Genomic DNA, 17,696 nt, shown 5'->3' on the forward strand with positions numbered 1-17,696 from the left:
TCGCGCCTATCGCGAATAAAAGTGCGTATAGCAAGCCCTGAGTATGCGCCTACCGGGCGAAATATGCAAATGAAGAAGCCCTCGCCCTTCGATACCTCAGGGTCGTTCGATACCTCACGATGACAAGCGATGCGTTCGCTGCGCCGGGGCGTTAGTTCTCGGTCTTAGCGTCGCTCCGCGGAAGTGAGAATTGCAATAATGCACGCACCGGAGCGAGGCCGCGGCTTACGACAGCGCAACAGGTCACTTGCAGTTTGAGTTCTTCCAGGCGATCCTTGGCCGCTAGCAACTCGCGCGCGCTTGTGACCACGTCCTCGAGTAGCAGCACCTTTTGTCCCGGCTCCCATGCGCCTTCAACATACTCGCCGGCAAACGCGCCGTAGCCCTTTGGTTTCTTGCGTACGGCGATCATCGGCAGATTCGCCAGTTGCGACACCGCAGTGGCAATCACAACGCCGCCCAGTTCCGTGCCGCCGATCAAATCCGGATTGACGTCAGCGATGACCGGCACGAAGAGCCGCGCGATCCGCCGCAGGACGTGCGGGTCGGAGAAGAGGCGGAATTTGTCGATGTAGTAGTCGCTGCGCGTGCCGCCCGAAAGCTGGTAATCCCCGCGGGTCAGCGCGCGCTCGACGATGATCTTGCGCAGCCAGTTGAGATCAGGGAGACGCCCCAGCGAGTCGCTGGAGCCTAGATACTCCACTGCCAGGCGTTCCAGGATTCGGTCACCGGATTGGGTGCAAAACCTTTGAAGTTGATGCTGATGGGATGCATGGCGCGCTGATCGTAGAGGAAGATCTCCGGAAGATCGCGCGCCAGGTAGGTTTGAATCAAGTCATACGCCTTCTTACGCGTCGGCCGGTCGTAGTTGTTCAGCGCGATCTTTTGCGCGGCTTCCATATCCGGGTTGCAGTAGCGGGAATAGTTGTACCCGAGCGGCGCCACGTTGGCGCAAGCGTATTGTGAGGCATCGTCCGGATCGATTCCCGCATACCAGCCCGCGAGACTCAAGTCGAACTTGCCGCCTTGCAGGATGCCGCCTTCGCCGACGGGCGCAAAGAGCACGTCGCCCGGATAGTACTTGATTTGGACGTCGATGCCGACGTTGCGCAGCATCTGCTGCATCTCGATACTATTCTTGCGGCGGGTGACGTTGCTGTTGTTGCTGACCAGCGTTAACTGTAGAGGTTGCCCGCCTTTCATCATGATGCCGTCGGCGCGCGGCTTATAGCCGGCAGCCAAGAGCTCTTTGCGGGCGGCGTCGACGTTGGGCGGATATTTCTGCACGTCCGGATAGTAGGACCACATCCAGAATGGCTGATCTTCCACGGCGACGCGCGTCTGACCAAAAGTCAGCGTGTCGACGATGCGCTGCTTGTCGATCGCATAGGCGACCGCGCGACGGACGTGCATGTCGTTCAGCGTCTTGCCTTTCTCGACGTTGAGCTGCACGTCTTCATAGCCGTTCACATCAACCCAGGCCAAACAGACGCCGGGAATGTTCTTGACTTCCGGATAGTTGGAGAGCGATGCCTCGAACATCCAGTCGAGCGCGTGCGTCTGCAGCATCGACCGCATCGTGTTTTCGTCGGGCACCACTCTTATGATGATCTTTGCCAGCCCGGGTTTGCCTGCAAAGAAGTTGTCGTTGGCCGCATAGGTGATGTGATCGCCGTGCGCCCACTGTACAAACTTGAACGGTCCGTCACTGACGGTCGGAGCCGAATTAAACGGAATCGTATTGATATTCGGGTACTTCGAAAGCACGTGCGCGGGCACGACCGGATACGGCTGGTCGCTGTCGGCGAAAAACGTATTGATGATCGGAGCAAATTTCCGCTTGAGGTGCACGACGACCGTGTAGTCGTCGGGCGTGTCGACGCTCTTGACGAAATCATAGCCGTGGCGCGAGATGATGTTGTTATTGTTGTCCATGATCGCTTGCCACGACCACTTGACGTCCTTACTCGTGACCGGAACGCCGTCAGTCCATTTGATGTTCTTGCGCAGATGATAGGTGATCGTCAGGCCGTCTTTGCTGATGCCGCCGTTTTCGAGCGTTGGCACTTCCGACGCCAGCCCCGCGGTTGCGACCGGTTCCCCTTTCGGGTTTGCGTGCAAGAGCGGCAGAAACGCCAGGAACATAATCATGCCGTCGGTCGTGTTCGAACTCAGCAGCGGGTTGAGGTTCTTGATGTCTTGCTGAATCGAGATGCGCAGCGTCCCGCGGGTCGCGGTGGGCGCGGGCGGATCGGCGGGCGCACCGCACGATAGCGAATTGTTAGCAGTGACGCCGGTGCTGGTTTTCGTGCACCCGGCGAGCATCGCCACAACGAGAAGACCGGCGACAAAGTGTTTCATATGTTTATACCGCAGCTTTCGGAGCAGTCCACTTCCCTGGGACGGGGTCGAAGCGCTCGTGGCGCCAGGAGTATGTTCCCAAACCCTGGGTCGCCGTACGCAATTCGGTGATGTACCGCGCAAGTTCGACCTGCGGCACGTAGGCCTCAACTGTATCGTAGCCCGGCTTGTCGGCCGGATTCATTCCGAGAATTTGACCACGTTTGCCGGTCAGCTGCTGCATGACCGACGACGTGTAGTTCGATGGAACGGTTACCGCGACGTGCACGATCGGCTCGAGCACCACGGGGTTGCATTTGGGCAGCGCGTCGCGTACGCCCATGCCGGCCGCGGTCTTAAAGGCCTGTTCGCTCGAGTCGACGTCGTGGTACGCGCCATCGAATAAGACGACGTGCACATCCGTGACCGGATAGCCGCCCACGCTGCCGTGCATGAGCGCTTCGCGCACGCCTTTTTCAACCGCGCCGAAGAATTGGCGCGGAACGACGCCGCCGACGATCTTCACTTCGAAGGTAACGCCGTGGCCGCGGTCTTGGTTCGCAAAGCGCAGCCAGACGTCGCCGAACTGTCCGTGTCCGCCGGTCTGATGCTTGTAGCGCGCGTGCACCTCAGTACCCGCCGTAATCGTCTCTTGGTACGGGATCATCGGGGGTGCGGTGACCACTTCGACTTTGTACTTGCGCGTAAGGCGCTCGACCGCAATCGAGACGTGCTGTTCGCCGTTGCCCATCAGCAAGAGTTCGTTCGTGATGGGAGCGCGATCCAAACGCAGCGACGGATCCTCGTCCACGATGCGCGCGAGCATCTGCGAGATCTTGGCTTCGTCCATGCGTTCTTTGGGACGGATCGCAACGGCGAAGACCGGCTCGCCGGCTTGCACGCGCGGCAAGAGCACTTTGAAATTGTTTTCCGTCAGGGTGTCGCCGGTGGCGACGCTTTCCATGCGCGCGATCGCGACGATGCTTCCCGGGCCCGCTTCGGGAACGGCTTCCGCCTTTTTACCTTGCAACCGATAGAGTCCGCCGGAGCGCACTTTCTCGCTGCCCTTGCTGATGTTCGTCAGCGTCGCATCGGATTTGAGCGTGCCCGAAACGACTCGCACGATCGAAAGTTTGCCCGACTGCGGATGGATCGAGGTCTTAAACACTTGTGCGATGACCGGACCGTCGGCTTTTGGTTCGATCGGACGTCCCTCGGCGTCGAGTACCGGCGCATCGGCCGGCGACGGGAACCATTTTTCCAGCGCACGCACCAGCGCCGAAACGCCGTAGCCGGGAAGTCCGGCCGCAACCAGCACCGGAATGATTTGATCGTGCGCGCACTCGACGCAGAGGTCTTTCTCGACCTCTTCGAGCGGCGGCTCGACGCCTTCGAGCAGCTCTTCCATCAAATGGTCGTCGAAGTCGGCGATCGCTTCCAGTAACTGCACGTGCGCTTGCGCGACGCGATCTTGCATGTCGGGCGGGATCTCGCTGTCCTTTTCGGCGGCTCCGTCATAAGCGAACGCCTTGCTCGCCGCCAAGTCCACGTAGCCTTTGAAGTTTTCCGCAGTCCCGATCGGCAGTTGCTCCGCAACTACGTGGCGGCCATAAGCGTTTTGCAGCGCCTCCAGCGTGCGCGCGAAATCCGAACCGGGGCGGTCCAACTTGTTGACGACGAACAGATGCGGCATCTTGCGCGACTCGATGAAATCAACCAGCGCCTGCGTCTGCGGGACGCGCAACGGTTCGCCGTCCAGCACGATGACCGCGGCGTCGCAGCCGGAGATCGCCAGTTTCGTTTCTTCGAAGAAATCGATGAAGCCGGGACAGTCGACGAGCGTCATGTCGATGCCATCGGCCGTGCAGTGCGCGAAACCGACCGTGGTTGACTGCGCGTGACCGATGCACTCCGGCTCGTGGTCGGTCGTGCTGGTTCCGTCGGTTACGGCTCCCTTGCGGCCGATCGCGCCGCAGTGCGAAAGAATGGCTTCGACCAGCGTAGTTTTGCCGGCGTGGTGGGTTCCGACGACGGCGATATTACGAACGCGCGAAATGTCCGTCATGGGGAAGGTCTCCTTCGGAGCTTAACGTCGTTTACGTGCGGGAGCTTTTTTCTTGCCTTTGGGCGCCGCTTTTTTTGGCGCCGCTTTCTTGGGAGCAGCAGCTTTCTTCTTGGGAGCGGCCTTCGCAATCTTTGGCGCAGGCTTCTTGGTAACTTTTGCTTTCTTGATGGGCTTAACGGGTTTCTTTACAGCTTTCTTTTTCGGCACGGCTTTTTTGGCCGGCTTCGGCGGCTTGGCGGCTTTGGCGGCGACGAGTTTGCGCGGCGGTTTGACGGGGCGTTTTGTTGCGCGGGCCGGCGGGCTGACGCGTTTGCTCGCGGCGGCGGTACGGCGCGGTTTGCGGCGCAGCGCGCGCTCTTCGGCTTCGTCGCGTTCGGGCAAACCCAATTCGGCGCGGCTATATCCGGTGATGCTGCTGCCGGCCTGAACGCTGGGCTCGCGCGACATGACTTTTTGTAAATGCTCTTTGGTGGCGCGGAGCGCAACGCGCGCCAGTCTACCGGCGACCGGAAAGACGAGCTCGTTGATCTTCGCTTCGTCCAGCAATTTGAGGACGATCTCAAAGCCGGCGCCCTGATCTTTGGGGCTGTGCGCGTCGGAGCCGACTGCAACTCCGACGCCCTTGGCTTTGGCTTTCTTGAGCAGGCGCACGAGCGACTCGCGGTACTTTTGTTTTTGATCGTGCGGGTGATCGCGGTAGAGGAAGCGCGTGTTGATCTCGATCGCCAGGCCGCGCGCGGCGCATGCGTCCAGCACGCGGTTCTCATATTGCTCGAGACGCTTCATGTCCGGCCAGTTTCCGAATGTGGCCGGCGCGTAGATGTGCCCGACGATCTGTCCCGGAAGTTTTTCGATGTCGTCGATCAGCTTCGCAATGTACATCTCCCACGTTTTTTGCGTGCCCACGACCGCGAAGAGATCCTTGAACTCGGGATTGTCAAACGGCCACTGCCAGTCCGGACCCTTTTCCGGATGCTCGATCGTCAAGAAGTGTACGGAGCGAATCATGCCGTCGGGGCGCATTGCATCGACGATGTTTTGGGCGTCGGGTCTGGCGCGCGGATCGTTGTCGATCTCGGCGCCGATCGAAAAGCGCATCCCGCGGCGCAAGCCTTCGGAGACTGTGGCGGCGTGCGCGACGTCAACGCCGGCGGTCTCGGCTGCGCCGTACAGATCGCCCGCTTCAGCGAGCTTGAGCGCGCGCCTGACGGTGTTTACGGCGCCGGGATCTTCGAACGTCAGATAGTTGATATGGTCGGAGACCATCATGAAGCGCGGTGAGCCGCGCTGGCACGCATGATAGAACCACAAGAAGAGCATGCGTGCGGAGTACGCGATGGGACGCTCCTCGGCGAATGGTTTGTGCTCGCCTTTGGCGTGCCCGTGGACGTCGGGGATGGCGGCGGTACGTGGGTCGCTCAGATGCTGCTCCTTAGACTCCGGCCGCCGCAGCTTGCCTGCCGGCGTTGCGCCTTTCGATCCATGGGACCGTTGCGGCGATCGCCAGTTCGACGGCGTGTTTCATCAATTCCAGGGACATCGATGGGCTATTTCCCGCTCCGGCCTCAATGGCTTGCTCCGGCAGATAGGGCAGGTGAATAAAGCCCGCCGTCACCGGGGGAGAAACCGACTCGGCGATGCCCAGCGCTTCATACAAGGTTTGGTTGCACAAGAATGTTCCGGCTGAGTTCGACACATAACCGGGGACGCCGTTGCGCTGCCAGGCGTCGACGATTTCGGCAATCGGCATGGGCGAGAGCCGCGCATCGGGGCCACCGCGCAGGATCGGTTCGTTCTTGCGGACGACGCCGGCGTTGTCGGGATGCTCGAAGTCGAGCATATTGACCGCCACGCGCTCCAGCGAGACCGCGGTCTGGCCCGGCGCCAGACCCGTACAGAGGACCAAGTCCGGGTGCTCTTCGTCGATCGCTTGCTGCAGACGCTCGGGGACGCCCGAGGTTTCGACCGGAAAGATCCGTACGACGACGCGACGCCCCGCGATGAGGCGCCCTTCGAGACTGCGTGCGACGAGTTCGCTCGGGTTGACGTCCCTGCCGCCGAACGCTTCGAACCCCGTTACCAGAACCGGATTAGACACCGTTAAAAAGGTTAGGTGAAAAAAAGCCGGCTCCTTGAGCCGGCTGGATTAGTGGCATGTGATTGCCGCCTTACGGGGCGGCACCTCCGTTCATCGTAACTTTAGAAAACCTATTACAATCGATGCTTACGATGACCACCTCCTCCGTCCGGCTGTTAGCCCTCGCTGGTCTGTAATCTGAGGGAACTTGCGGACTAATTTGCTGATCGACGTTCAGCGCTGCGGGCGATAGCCCTCCATCGTGAGCAAGCGCGCCTTCATCTCGATCCCGTAGCCGTAATTGTGCAGCGCGCCGGTCGAGTCCACGACGCGATGGCAGGGGAAGAAGAGCGGCAGCGGATTGCGCGCCATAACCTGGCCGACCGCGCGCGCAGCCTTCGGCCGCCCAATCGCTTGCGCAACCCAAGCGTAGGAACGAACCTGTCCGGGCGGGATGCTGTAGGCAGCTTTGAGCGCTTCTTGCTCGAAGGGCGTCAGATCGCTGATGTCCATCTTGTCTTCGTCCACGTGCCACGTCTTGAAGTAATCGTCAAAAATCTTCCGCAGCCAGTCCGGCGTCTGCCCCTGATCGACGTGGCGGTGCAGCCGGCGCTCGATCTGCTCGCGCACTTTTTCGGGACCTTCGCCTCGATCGAGGCCGATGAAGGCGATGCGCGTCCCTTTGTAGCCGACGTAGACGCGGCCGATGCGCGTGTTCACCCAGGTCAGCATGATTGGATCGCTGCGGTACTTGTTTTGCAGCGTCGCGATGTGTTCGATTACGCGCTTCGCTAGATTGCACGAGGGCTCGGGTTGGGGCAGACAGGAGAGGCAGTACGCGACGCCTTCGTATTGTTCGTAGAGGTCTTGGCATCGCTGGCAAGCGCGCAGATGATCGTGGACGGCGGCGCGCATCGGTGGCATACCCTCACGGATATCGTCCCACAGCGCTTCAACTTCACGACATCGCATGGACAGTGTCTCCTTCCGGCACGGCTCTGCCGATTTGCGGGCCGAGGATACGCCGAAGAATGCGCACGGCACGATGCACGTGCGATTTCACGGTTCCAATCGGCTGGTTGAGGATTTCGGCGATCTCCGGATGGCTGCGGCCTTCGATGAACCGCAGCGTGGCCGCGGCGCGCAGGTGCATCGGGAGCTGGAGGAGCGCTCGCTCGACCAGCGCCATGTCGGCGTTTCGCTCGAGGATGTTCTCAGGTTGGGCCGGCCCGTCGTGGCGCGACCCGCGCAGCAGCGCGTCGGGGTCGGCCAGCGCGTCGAGCGCGACGTTGGTTGGCCGCTTTCCGCGTAGCCGGTTGCGAGTGACGTTGAGGGTAATCGTGTACAGCCAGGGCTGCAGGCGCAGCTCGGCGCGCTGTTCGGGCGACATCTTCGCGAGGGCGCGGTACGCTCGGACGAACGCGTCTTGCACGATCTCTTCGGCGTCTTCGCGATTGCCCGTCATGCGCAAGGCGAAGCCGTAGAGCCGGCGCTCGTATTCGTCAACGATGGTGTCGAAACGGTCGGTGCCCGGGGCGCCGACGCGCTTGATCGCCTTTTTCTGTGCCGGAGGCGGCACGTAGTACTCCCTCAGGAGCGGGGCGAGAGCGCTCATATACGCGTCCCAACACCGCGGCCTGCCGCGAAGGTTTCACATAGGGCTGGGCGAACCCGTCCGCCATGGCGCCTCAAGCGTTCATAGAGAAAACTTAACCGTTCGTCGCGTGTCGCGGCGAGCGGTTTTTGCTTGTTGGGGGAGAGATTGATGGAAGCGATCGAGCCACGGGAAGTTTCATTCGATGCATATACGATGTGCAGTTTCCTCCCGGCGCTCGACTCCTCGCGAGCCGTACCTTTGGTCCTGATCGGCTACCGAAAAAACGAAGACCCGTGGTTCGTGTGGCTCGTCCCCAAAGAAGGCGTGAGCTGCCAAGGCCTCACCGACGATCCGTACTACGCGAAAGTCTTGCGCGACCCGTGCGGATACATCGTCAAGAAGCTCAACAAATATATTGAAGAGACCGGCTCCGTTAAACGCGGAATCGAGATGCTCATCGACTGTCACCAAAACCATCTAGCGTTCACGCCGCTCGTGCACATGCGCGAAGTGCCGTTTACGCACCCGATGACAGTGGAGTTGCTAGCGGCCGTCTAAGTTCGCGCTTTCGTTTGAAGTAGTGTCATCCTGAGCGTAGCATTTCGCCTTGGCGAAATGCGAAGTCGAAGGGCGGTCGAGCGTAGTCGAGACCCGCAGGGCAGCGTGGTTGCCAGTTGCGCCGCCGTCACGAAGCCTTCCGAGAGGGCGCTTGGATTTCATGCAACTAAGAATCGCCAGTTTAGCCCTCACGTTGGCATTTTCTATAGGAGCAGCGGCATCAGCCAAGTGCGGTTCGGGTCTGCCGCCGGATTATAGGGACATTCAGGCGGTGATGTTTAATCAAAATGGCTGCGGCAGCACGCTCCATCCGTTGCGACGCAACGCCATGACCGTTTCAAGATTCGATTGCTCGTCATTCTACGCGGTTGTTTGGGAGCTTTCGGGCCCAAACGGCAAGCAGATGCAACTTCTGAATGACTACGTACAATATGACTTGGACGGTCAGATTGGAACGTATAAAATCGAGGTCTCACTCTCAAGCGTCCAGGAACTTCTGCGCAAGGATCGGTTTTTTGGTGTCGCGCCGATGGATCTAATGCCCACGGATTCGTCCCAAGCCGTTATTTCTGTAAAACGTTGCGCGGTTGTAACCAGAGTAATGATTTACAACACCAATCTGCCTGACCTAATTGACCCGGCAGCAGCAAAGCTATTTCAGGATCTCCGTAGAATGATTGAAAAGGCGCCAAAACGGTTTGTTTCTCGAACTCCAAGACCGTTCATGCAGAAATTGCTTTTCGATCCACTGCCCATTTAGGAGTTCGATTGGCGGGGCCCCAGTGAAACTTGGCGGTCCTGCTTCTCGCGCGGACCTCGTCACGCGCGCCTACAGCGCGCTGCTCGGTCGTGGTTCGACAGGCTCACCATGACACATTGGGCTCACCATGACACATTGGGCTCGCCACGACACATTGGAGCGCGCCATGACGCCTAAATGCCGCACACGCGCACGAGTGTTAGTGGGAGTCGGCTTCGGTCGACGAAGGTAGCGGCTCGGCTTTGATCGAGCGCTCGTAGGTGATCGTTACCGGCGAGCGTCGGCCCCCGGTTTGCAGCGTTCCGGAAATTGTAAGCGTTTCTTGCAAAGCGAGGAGAATGGGCGCGCCTTGCAACGCGTAGTAGGCTGTGCCGCGCATGCGCATGGTTCCGCGCATAGTCATCGCAGTGCGATCGGGCAGCGGGCCCGACATCGGTCCGGTTGCGTCAAAGTTAACTGCCAGTGCTGGCTGGGCGGCGACCAGACTGTTGCCGCCGCGCTGCAGGTAGCCGTGTAACGTGCCACCCATAACGGGTGCCGGAAATTCGAAGGGCACGCGGCCGTTTAGCCGCGTCAGGTCGCGCAAGGTTTGCTGGTCTAACTCGATCGCGAAGGGCTGATTTAGGACGGTCAGATAGTCCGGATCCCCGTTGCTGAGATCTTGCAACTCGCCTTGCGGCGTCATGATCTGGGCGAACGTTGCGTGTACCGGAACGCTCCCGCTCTCGTCGACGCGGACGTACTTGGCATCGGCCTTGAACTGCGTCCGGCTCCCTGCGCGTCTAACCGTCAGCTGCTGCGTGCCGATATAGGAGATGTGGGTCTGAAGGTCCGCGGAGCCAATCCGGTAGCGGTCGTTTCCGGTGACCGCGTAGCGCTGATCTGCGTTGGCCGGCAGAGCAATCACGAGCGCCACTGCCAGGCCGAGACCGACGCTGCGGTAGTGACGGGTGATGGGCGAACTCGCTTTCATGGTCGTTCTAGGGAGTTTGGGGCAATTCGCTGAACTTATTATGCCAATAAAGACGTGAAATTAAAACGTCTGAAGGTGGGTTTTTGGGTAAGCTCCAGTACGTGAAAGGCGCTTGCGTTGCTGCGGCCTGGGCTTTAATCCTCGGCTTGGCGCCGCAGGGACGGGCAAGCGCGTCTCCCACTGTTGAAATACCTAACGCATCGGCGGCGGTTGCGGTGACGCTCCAGCGGATCTATCAACGCGCCTACGACGAAGCGTACAGCCGACACGCGACGATGGAGTCCGACGGCACGACGTTTGTTTCGACGGGCGACATCGACGGGGAATGGCTGCGTGATTCGAGCGCCGTGATGACGCCGTACATTGGGCTGGCTGGTACAGATTCGTACGTTCGCAGCATGCTGCGCGGCGCGATTGCCCGGCAAGCGAAGTACATCCTGATCGATCCCTACGCGAACGCCTTCACGCGAGACTACCAAATCGGCGAGCGCAAGTTCGAGATGGACTCGCTCCTCTATCCGATTCGTCTGGCGTACGCTTACTGGAAAACGACCGGCGACCGTTCGATCTTCACGCCCGAGCTGCAGCGCGCGATCACCAGAGCCGTGCGCACCCTCCGGCTGGAGCAGCATCACACGGCGCGGTCTCACTACCGGCACCAAGAGCTGGCCAACGGCGGCCTCGGCACGCGCGTCGCCTACACGGGTCTGGTCTGGACCGCGTTCCGTCCGTCCGACGATGCCGCGCGGTATCAATACAACATTCCCGACAACATGTTCGCGGTGGTCGTGCTGCGGCAGTTGACCGATATCGAAAAGAACGTCTACCACGACAACATGATGGCGCAAGAGGCCTGGGGTCTGGCCGTGCAGATTCGTCTGGGCATCGAGCACTATGCGCTGATCAACCAGCCGGGGTTCGGGCGGATCTATGCATACGAGATCGACGGATTCGGCCACGCGAACCTCATGGATGACGCGAACGTCCCCTCACTGCTTTCGGCGCCGTATTTCGGCTATGTGAGCGCCCACGACCCGGTTTACCAGGCCACGCGCAAGTTCGTCCTTTCGTCGCGCAACCCGTATTACTTCAGCGGCAAATATGCAGCCGGAATCGGCAGCCCGCATACACCCCACGGGTACATCTGGCCCTTGTCGCTGGTGATGGAGGCGATTACCTCTACCGATCGCACCGAGATCGATCGCGTGATGGGCTATATTGCGGCTTCAGATACGGGGGATCACCGCTTGCACGAGTCGTTCAATGCCGACTGGCCGGAATCGTATACGCGAGATGACTTTGCTTGGCCGAATGCGCTCTTCGCGCAGCTAATGCTCTCGCGCCAGGGCCGTCTGCCGGCTGTACTCGAGTCGCTCGCGCGTTAAGAAGAACCGCACGCGCGCGGTTGCGCGGCACACGACGACTTCGTCGGGGTCTTCAAACGTTCGTCCGTCCACATCAACCGTAAAACGTCCTGCACGCAAGCCCGCCAGCGTCGCGCGCAAACTGCGCGAGAAATGTTCGGCGGGTACGCGCGCGCCGAGCACTTCTCTGACGGCGAGCGAGAGCAGGTGGTACAAACGCAACGGAGTGGCGGTAGCAAACGCGCTGCAGCCGCTGCGAGCGACTGCGTGGAGATCGACGGGCACGCGCACCGTAATCACGCGCATAATCTTCACGCAGTTCCGAGGACCTGCCTGCTTCGGAGGATAATCATTTTAGTGTGAATGGCGACGATCTCGGCCGGCGTCGGCGGCTGACTCCGTCTGATTCGCGGCGTTCGTCGGGCGGCGGCAACGGCTGGCTGATTACGATCGTCGCGGCGATCGTCGTCGTTATCGCCGGCTGGTTTTTAGGCATGGCGCTGGCGCGATTCGCCAACGCGCCAAAGAAACAGAATCCCGCGGGGCAAGTCGCGGCGTCGCCGACGGCATCACCGACGCAAGCGCCCACACCGGCGCCGTCGCCCACAAGCTCACCGAGCGCCACACCAAAACCAAAAGCTACGGCGACAGCGAAAGCTACGCCGTCCGCATCGCCATCCCCGACGTCGTCGCCGTCACCGCGTCCGACGACTTCGCCAAAACCGCGCGCTACGATTACGCCCGCGATTCGCCCGACCGTCGCGCCGACGCCGCCGCGGCGCACGATACCGGTTATTCGGCGCCCCGAGCCGACGCCGGTACGAACGGCCTCGCCGCCTCCGGTCCGCGCGCCATCAAATGCGGCCGAAGTCGCCGTGCGCTCCTACATCGAAGCGCTGCGCAGCGGCGATCCGCAGACCGCGGCGTCTTATTTGGGGAACGGTGCGCCGGACGAAGGCTTTATCGATGCGAATACGCGCATTTTGAGCATGAACTCGGCGCGCGAAGCCGACGGAAGCTATGTGGTCGCGGTTCAGATGCAGACGACGCGCGGAACGTATCAGGAAACGTTCAACGTCTCATCGACCGCCGACGGCTATAAGATTCTACAGAAGAGCGTTACGAAGCTGTAGTTAGTTTTCGTCCGGCCAGGCGGCCAATTCGCCAATCGCGGCACTCTTTAAGACCTTCAATCCCAACATCGCACACTTCATGCGCGTCGGGCTGATGCCGATGCCGACATTTTCCAGCACGGCTTCCTTTGGAAGCTTGGCGATCTCCGACAACGATTTGCCTTTGATGGATTCGGTCAGCATGGACGCTGAGGCTTGGCTGATCGCGCAGCCCTTGCCCGAGAACTTTACGTCGTCCACCAGGCCGCGGTTGTTCAGTTTGAGTTCCATGCGGATTTGATCGCCGCAGAGCGGGTTGAGATCTTCGGCCGATGCGTCCACGCGATCGAGCTTGCCGAAATTGCGCGGATTCCGGTAGTGGTCGAGGATATAGTCGCGGTAGAAGTCGTCCAAGATTAAATCTTGAAGACGTTGGCGGCTTTTTCGATGCCGGCGACCAATGCGTCGACATCCGCCTCGGTGTTGTAGATGTAGAACGAGGCGCGCGCCGTCGCCGGCCAGCCCATCTTTTCCATGAGCGGCATCGTGCAGTGGTGTCCGGCGCGGATGGCGACGCCCTCGGTATCGAGGATCGAGGCGAGATCGTGCGGATGCACGTCGCCGAAATTGAACGAGATGACATCGCCGATGCGATCGGGATCCTGCGGGCCGTAGATCGTCAAGCCGCGTGACTCGAGCGTGTGCAGGCGATCCAAAGCGTAGGCGACCAGGCCGCGCTCGTGGTCGCGCACCCAGTCCATACCGATGCCTTTGAGATAGCCGAGGGCCGCCGCAAAAGCGATCGCGTCCGCGACGTTGCTCGTACCGGCTTCGAACTTCCATGGCAGATCGTTGAACGTTGACTTGGCATACTCGACTTTGCGAATCATGTCGCCGCCGGTCAAAAACGGCGGCATGGCTTCGAGCACCTCGCGCTTGCCGTAGAGCACGCCGATGCCTGTCGGCCCGCACATCTTGTGTGCGCTTAAGGCGTAGAAGTCAGCATCAAGCGCTTTGAAGTCGACGGGCATGTTCGGCGCAGCCTGCGCGCCGTCAACCATCACGAGTGCTCCGGCGGCATGCGCGCGCGGAATGATGATGTCCAGCGGGGCGATCGTACCGAGCGAATTGCTGACCTGCGAAAGGGCGACGAGTTTGCAGCCGTCGAGCAGCGCGTCGAGATCGTCGAGCACGTGCAGGCCGCGGTCGTCGACCGGAATGAACCGCAACTCGGCTCCGGTTTTTTCCGCGAGGAGCTGCCACGGCACGAGGTTCGAATGATGTTCGAGTTGCGTCACCAGAATCGCGTCGCCGCGCTTGATATTGGTGAGTCCCCAAGAGTGCGACACGAGATTGATGGCTTCGGTCGTGTTGCGGGTCCAGATAATCTCTTGCGTTCGCGCGTTGAAGAATGAAGCGACGGTCTCGCGCGCCTTCTCGAACTCCGCGGTCGCCCGTTCGGCAATTTCGTAGACGCCGCGGTGAATGTTGGCGTTGTATTGCGAGTAGTACTCGACCAGCGCATCGATGACGACTTGCGGCTTCTGCGAGGTCGCGGCCGAGTCAAGGTAGACCAGCCGTTTGCCGCGCGACGTGGGGCGCTGCAGGATCGGGAAGTCGGCAATGATGCGATCGACTTTGGGATCGGCGGCGATCATGCGATCTTCGCTTCCAACGCAGCGCGCAAGCGATCGCGCAGCGCAGTCGTCGGGAAGCGCTCCAGCACGGGCTCGAAGAATCCGAGCGCAACCATCTTTTCGGCCGCATCGCGGGCGATGCCGCGGCTTTCCATATAGAAGATCACGTTCTCGTCGAGCGCGCCGATCGTGGCACCGTGAAATGCTTTGACGTCGTTGGCGCCGATCTCGAGCGCCGGCACGGAGTCGATGTGCGCTTTGCGGGAGAGCAGCAGCGCGTCGTCGCGCAGCGAAGCCGCGGTGCCCTGAGCGTGCGGCGCGATGCGAATGTTGCCGACGTAACGTCCTTGCCCGCGGCCCGTGGCGGCCGATTTAATCAGCGTCTCGGATTGCGATTCGCCGACGTTATGCCGGATCGTCGAAACGAGATCGACGTGCTGGTCGCCGCTGGGGAAGAAGAAACCGTTGAATTGCGCTTGGACGCCGGGGTTGTCGATCAGCACGTCCACCGATGTAACGGCAAGCGCCGAGCCGAGCTCGGCCACGCACCAGGTTACGGATGCATCTTTGCCCGGCGCTGCAACTCGCGTGAAGATGGATTGTGCGTCCGGCGGCAGCGTCTGCTCGGCGGCATACGTGACCGAAGCGTTCTCCGCGCACACGATCTCGGCAATGCCGCAGACGGCTGCGCGCTCCTGGCCTTCGATCCGTTCGATGATGGTGCAGTGCGAGCCGCGTTCGAGCAGCACGAGCGTACACGGAAAGAGCGCACCGTCTTGGGTTGCGTACGTGACTTCGATGGGCTCGTCAACGGCGAGATCGGCCGGAATATAAATGAAGGCGCCGGCATTGCACAGCGCGGCAGCCAGCGCTGCAAACTTGGAGTTCAACGCGCCTACCGCGCTTCCAAAAGCGCGCGAAAAGAGCTGCGGATGTTTTTGCGCCGCAGTCGCGAGATCGCAGGCGATGACGCCGGGCTTTCCGGGGTCGCTAATGCGCGGGCTGGACGGCGCCGCGATGGCCTGCGCTGAGAAATCCAGCGCGTCGAGATCGATCTTCCAGAATTGTCCCGGACGCTCGCGCCCGGAGCGCAGTTCGAAAGCCCGATCCAGCAGCTCTTGCCGGCGGGCGTGACTTAAAATCGATTCGTCGAGGTTCTTCGGCACCGCGAGGCGCTCGAGCGTGCTAGGCAATCTGCGCGATCTCCTCGCGAATGGTGTCGTAGCCTTCGCGCTCGATGCGCTGCGCCAGTTCCGCGTCGCCTTCCTTGACGATGCGGCCGTCGATCATAATGTGCACGACGTCGGCTTTGACGTATTGCAAGATGCGCGGATAGTGCGTGATGATGAGAAAACCCATGTCCTTGCTTTGCTCGCTGGCGCGCATGGCGTTCACCGACTCGCCGACCGCGCGCAGCGCGTCCACGTCGAGTCCGGAATCGGTTTCATCCAGGACCGCATATTTGGGCGAAAGCATCGCGAGCTGCAGCATCTCGAGGCGCTTTTTCTCACCGCCGGAAAAACCGTCGTTCAGGTAGCGGCCCATAAAACTCGGATCCATGTCGAGCAGATCCATTTTTTCCAGCAGCAATGCGCGGAATTTGGCGGGCGGGAGATCGCCCGGATGCAGCGCCTGTCGCGCCGCGAACAAAAAGTTTGCGACCTTCACGCCTGGGATCGCGGCCGGATATTGGAACGAAAGAAAGAGGCCGGCTTTGGCGCGTTTGTCGGGCGGGAGCGCCAGCATGTCAGTGCCGTCCAGCGTGACGGAACCGCTTTCAACTTTAAAGCCTGGGTGGCCGGTCAGCGAGAAGGCGAGCGTTGACTTGCCGCTGCCATTCGGACCCATGAGCGCGTGCACGCGGCCGGGTTCGACCGTCAGGTCGATGCCTTTGAGAATGTTTGTGCCGCCCGCACTGGCGCGCAGCTGGTGAATACGTAGGCCCCGCTCGGACACGCTCGGCTCCTTATGTAGTAAATCCGGAAATGCGGCCCAAATGCCGCCTTTACAATCCTACGGGCCGAGGTAGGGAAAGTCAAGGAAAACCTGGACTATCTGCGTATTTCGTGCTAGCATTCGAGGCAGAATATGCAGGCCGACCGCTTCTTTCAGACCCCTCGCGGGCGCATCGTTGAAGAACTGCGCCGGAGCAAATCCGCCTCTGCCGTCGATTTGGCCAAAGTCTTCGGACTGTCGCCCAATGCGATCCGGCAGCAGCTGGTCGTGCTCGAACGCGACGGCCTGGTCGTCGAGCAATCCGTGCGGCGCGGCCCGACCAAGCCGACGCACGAGTTTTCACTGACCCCTGAAGGCGAAAAACTTTTCCCGCATCACTACGACAAGATGCTCGGCGCGGTTTTACGCGAGGTGCGCGCCCAATATGGCGAGAGCGGCGTGGCGGCGGTCTTTGACGGCATCTCCAAGCGTACGGTCGCCAAAGCGCGTGCGCGCGTGACGGCTAGCGACACCGAGGGCAAACTCGGCCAACTGACTGAGGTTCTGCGCGAAGGCGGCGTGGTCGCGGACTACAATCTGATCGACGGCGGATTCGAACTGCACGAGCACAATTGCCCGTACTCGGCCGTCGCCAAGGACAATCCGGAGGTCTGCTCGGTGATTCACCAGGTGCTCGAGCAAACGATCGGCGGGACGCACGTCCAGACCGAGTCCCTTGCAACCGGCGGCAGCGAATGTAAGTTTGAGCTGAAGGCATGAATTTTCCAAAATTTCAGCAGCTGGTCGAAGAGCGCACCGGATTCCGCACGATGGAGAACCCCACCGCCAGCGGTGAGTACTTCAGTGACTCCTGCGGCGACATGTACAATTTCTTTCTGAAGGTCGGCCCGGGTGCGGTGATCGAGGACATGTCGTACTTCACGACCGGATGCGGTTTTGGTACGGCCACCTGCAGCATCGTCGTCGATCTTGCCAAAGGCAAGACGATCGAGGAAGCCGCTGCATTAAAGGAAGCCGACGTCGAACGCGCCCTTGACGGCTATCCGGAGAAGAAGAAAGACTACCCGCAACGCGCGCTTGAAGCGCTGCACGTTGCGATTGACGACTACAAGGCGAAGGTCGCCTCAGGAGCTGTTCCCGATTACGGCGCGATGCCCGCGCCCGAGCGTCCGGTTCAGCCCGTTGCGGAAACGGTGCCGACGCCGGCCAAACCGTCCGACGACGGCAAGCTCCTAATCAAACTGCACTAAGCGCGAT

General features: G+C 60.8%; 19 protein-coding genes. 6 read left to right on the top strand and 13 right to left on the bottom strand.

The genetic code is table 11. From position 1 onward, the window contains the following. Positions 1 to 151: 151 nt before the first annotated feature. The 7 genes from VFO29_02250 to VFO29_02280 all read right to left on the bottom strand — a co-directional run bounded on the left by VFO29_02250 (position 152) and on the right by VFO29_02280 (position 8,097). Complete coding sequence (locus tag VFO29_02250; protein ID HET9392335.1) at positions 152 to 703, bottom strand: phosphoribosyltransferase family protein; 552 nt, start codon at positions 701 to 703, stop codon at positions 152 to 154. Further along, positions 691 to 2,361 carry a peptide ABC transporter substrate-binding protein gene (locus tag VFO29_02255; protein HET9392336.1) on the bottom strand — a complete coding sequence of 557 codons (1,671 nt, stop codon included), beginning with the start codon at positions 2,359 to 2,361 and terminating at the stop codon, positions 691 to 693. The genes VFO29_02250 and VFO29_02255 overlap by 13 nt, the downstream gene beginning before the upstream one ends. Positions 2,362 to 2,365: 4 nt before the next feature. After that, positions 2,366 to 4,405, bottom strand: coding sequence for an elongation factor G (locus VFO29_02260; GenBank protein HET9392337.1), 2,040 nt, complete (start codon positions 4,403 to 4,405; stop codon positions 2,366 to 2,368). A gap of 21 nt (positions 4,406 to 4,426) precedes the next feature. Then, positions 4,427 to 5,725 carry a hypothetical protein gene (locus tag VFO29_02265; GenBank protein ID HET9392338.1) on the bottom strand — a complete coding sequence of 433 codons (1,299 nt, stop codon included), beginning with the start codon at positions 5,723 to 5,725 and terminating at the stop codon, positions 4,427 to 4,429. Between the two features lie 112 nt (positions 5,726 to 5,837). Further along, positions 5,838 to 6,503: a pyroglutamyl-peptidase I gene (pcp, locus tag VFO29_02270; GenBank protein ID HET9392339.1), complete on the bottom strand. Its 666-nt coding sequence runs from the start codon at positions 6,501 to 6,503 to the stop codon at positions 5,838 to 5,840. A 213-nt stretch (positions 6,504 to 6,716) separates the two neighbouring features. Beyond that, positions 6,717 to 7,454, bottom strand: a complete 738-nt coding sequence (locus tag VFO29_02275; protein HET9392340.1) for an MGMT family protein — start codon at positions 7,452 to 7,454, stop codon at positions 6,717 to 6,719. Continuing rightward, positions 7,441 to 8,097, bottom strand: coding sequence for a sigma-70 family RNA polymerase sigma factor (locus VFO29_02280; GenBank protein ID HET9392341.1), 657 nt, complete (start codon positions 8,095 to 8,097; stop codon positions 7,441 to 7,443). Before VFO29_02280 ends, VFO29_02275 begins: the two co-directional genes overlap by 14 nt. Positions 8,098 to 8,292: 195 nt before the next feature. Between VFO29_02280 and VFO29_02285 the strand changes: the two genes are divergently transcribed. Beyond that, positions 8,293 to 8,637 (top strand): hypothetical protein, encoded by a 345-nt coding sequence (locus VFO29_02285; GenBank protein ID HET9392342.1) that lies wholly within the window; start codon positions 8,293 to 8,295, stop codon positions 8,635 to 8,637. Between the two features lie 160 nt (positions 8,638 to 8,797). Next, on the top strand, positions 8,798 to 9,397 hold the full coding sequence (locus tag VFO29_02290; GenBank protein HET9392343.1) for a hypothetical protein: 600 nt from the start codon (positions 8,798 to 8,800) through the stop codon (positions 9,395 to 9,397). Between the two features lie 199 nt (positions 9,398 to 9,596). Here the strand turns inward: VFO29_02290 and VFO29_02295 are convergent, their stop codons facing one another. Further along, a complete protein-coding gene (locus VFO29_02295) occupies positions 9,597 to 10,370 on the bottom strand; it encodes a hypothetical protein (protein HET9392344.1) in 774 nt (257 codons plus the stop codon). A 101-nt stretch (positions 10,371 to 10,471) separates the two neighbouring features. Here VFO29_02295 and VFO29_02300 point away from each other — a divergent pair, with 101 nt between their 5' ends. Then, positions 10,472 to 11,755, top strand: coding sequence for a glycoside hydrolase family 125 protein (locus VFO29_02300; GenBank protein ID HET9392345.1), 1,284 nt, complete (start codon positions 10,472 to 10,474; stop codon positions 11,753 to 11,755). Here the strand turns inward: VFO29_02300 and VFO29_02305 are convergent. After that, positions 11,699 to 12,034, bottom strand: coding sequence for a hypothetical protein (locus tag VFO29_02305; GenBank protein ID HET9392346.1), 336 nt, complete (start codon positions 12,032 to 12,034; stop codon positions 11,699 to 11,701). The genes VFO29_02300 and VFO29_02305 overlap by 57 nt on opposite strands. A 59-nt stretch (positions 12,035 to 12,093) precedes the next feature. On the opposite strand from VFO29_02305, the gene VFO29_02310 reads away from it, so the two are divergent. Next, complete coding sequence (locus VFO29_02310) at positions 12,094 to 12,867, top strand: hypothetical protein (protein ID HET9392347.1); 774 nt, start codon at positions 12,094 to 12,096, stop codon at positions 12,865 to 12,867. On the opposite strand, the gene VFO29_02315 is transcribed toward VFO29_02310, so the two are convergent. From VFO29_02315 to sufC, 4 genes are read right to left on the bottom strand one after another with little or no spacing between them, the layout of a single operon-like run. Further along, the gene (locus tag VFO29_02315; GenBank protein ID HET9392348.1) at positions 12,868 to 13,260 is read right to left on the bottom strand and encodes an SUF system NifU family Fe-S cluster assembly protein; all 393 of its coding nucleotides are present in this window, start codon (positions 13,258 to 13,260) and stop codon (positions 12,868 to 12,870) included. Positions 13,261 to 13,262: 2 nt separating this feature from the next. Then, complete coding sequence (locus VFO29_02320) at positions 13,263 to 14,504, bottom strand: SufS family cysteine desulfurase (GenBank protein HET9392349.1); 1,242 nt, start codon at positions 14,502 to 14,504, stop codon at positions 13,263 to 13,265. Beyond that, positions 14,501 to 15,676, bottom strand: coding sequence for a Fe-S cluster assembly protein SufD (gene sufD / locus VFO29_02325; GenBank protein HET9392350.1), 1,176 nt, complete (start codon positions 15,674 to 15,676; stop codon positions 14,501 to 14,503). The genes VFO29_02320 and sufD overlap by 4 nt, the downstream gene beginning before the upstream one ends. Continuing rightward, entirely contained in the window at positions 15,669 to 16,439 is a 771-nt protein-coding gene (gene sufC / locus VFO29_02330; GenBank protein ID HET9392351.1) for a Fe-S cluster assembly ATPase SufC, read from the bottom strand. The genes sufD and sufC overlap by 8 nt, the downstream gene beginning before the upstream one ends. Positions 16,440 to 16,571: 132 nt before the next feature. Here sufC and VFO29_02335 point away from each other — a divergent pair, with 132 nt between their 5' ends. Together VFO29_02335 and VFO29_02340 are read left to right on the top strand one after the other, a co-directional pair. Continuing rightward, complete coding sequence (locus tag VFO29_02335; GenBank protein HET9392352.1) at positions 16,572 to 17,198, top strand: helix-turn-helix domain-containing protein; 627 nt, start codon at positions 16,572 to 16,574, stop codon at positions 17,196 to 17,198. Beyond that, a complete protein-coding gene (locus tag VFO29_02340) occupies positions 17,195 to 17,689 on the top strand; it encodes an iron-sulfur cluster assembly scaffold protein (GenBank protein ID HET9392353.1) in 495 nt (164 codons plus the stop codon). Before VFO29_02335 ends, VFO29_02340 begins: the two co-directional genes overlap by 4 nt. Positions 17,690 to 17,696: the final 7 nt, after the last annotated feature.

It is taken from the genome of Candidatus Rubrimentiphilum sp., assembly GCA_035710515.1.
In the GTDB taxonomy this organism is placed as follows: domain Bacteria; phylum Vulcanimicrobiota; class Vulcanimicrobiia; order Vulcanimicrobiales; family Vulcanimicrobiaceae; genus Rubrimentiphilum.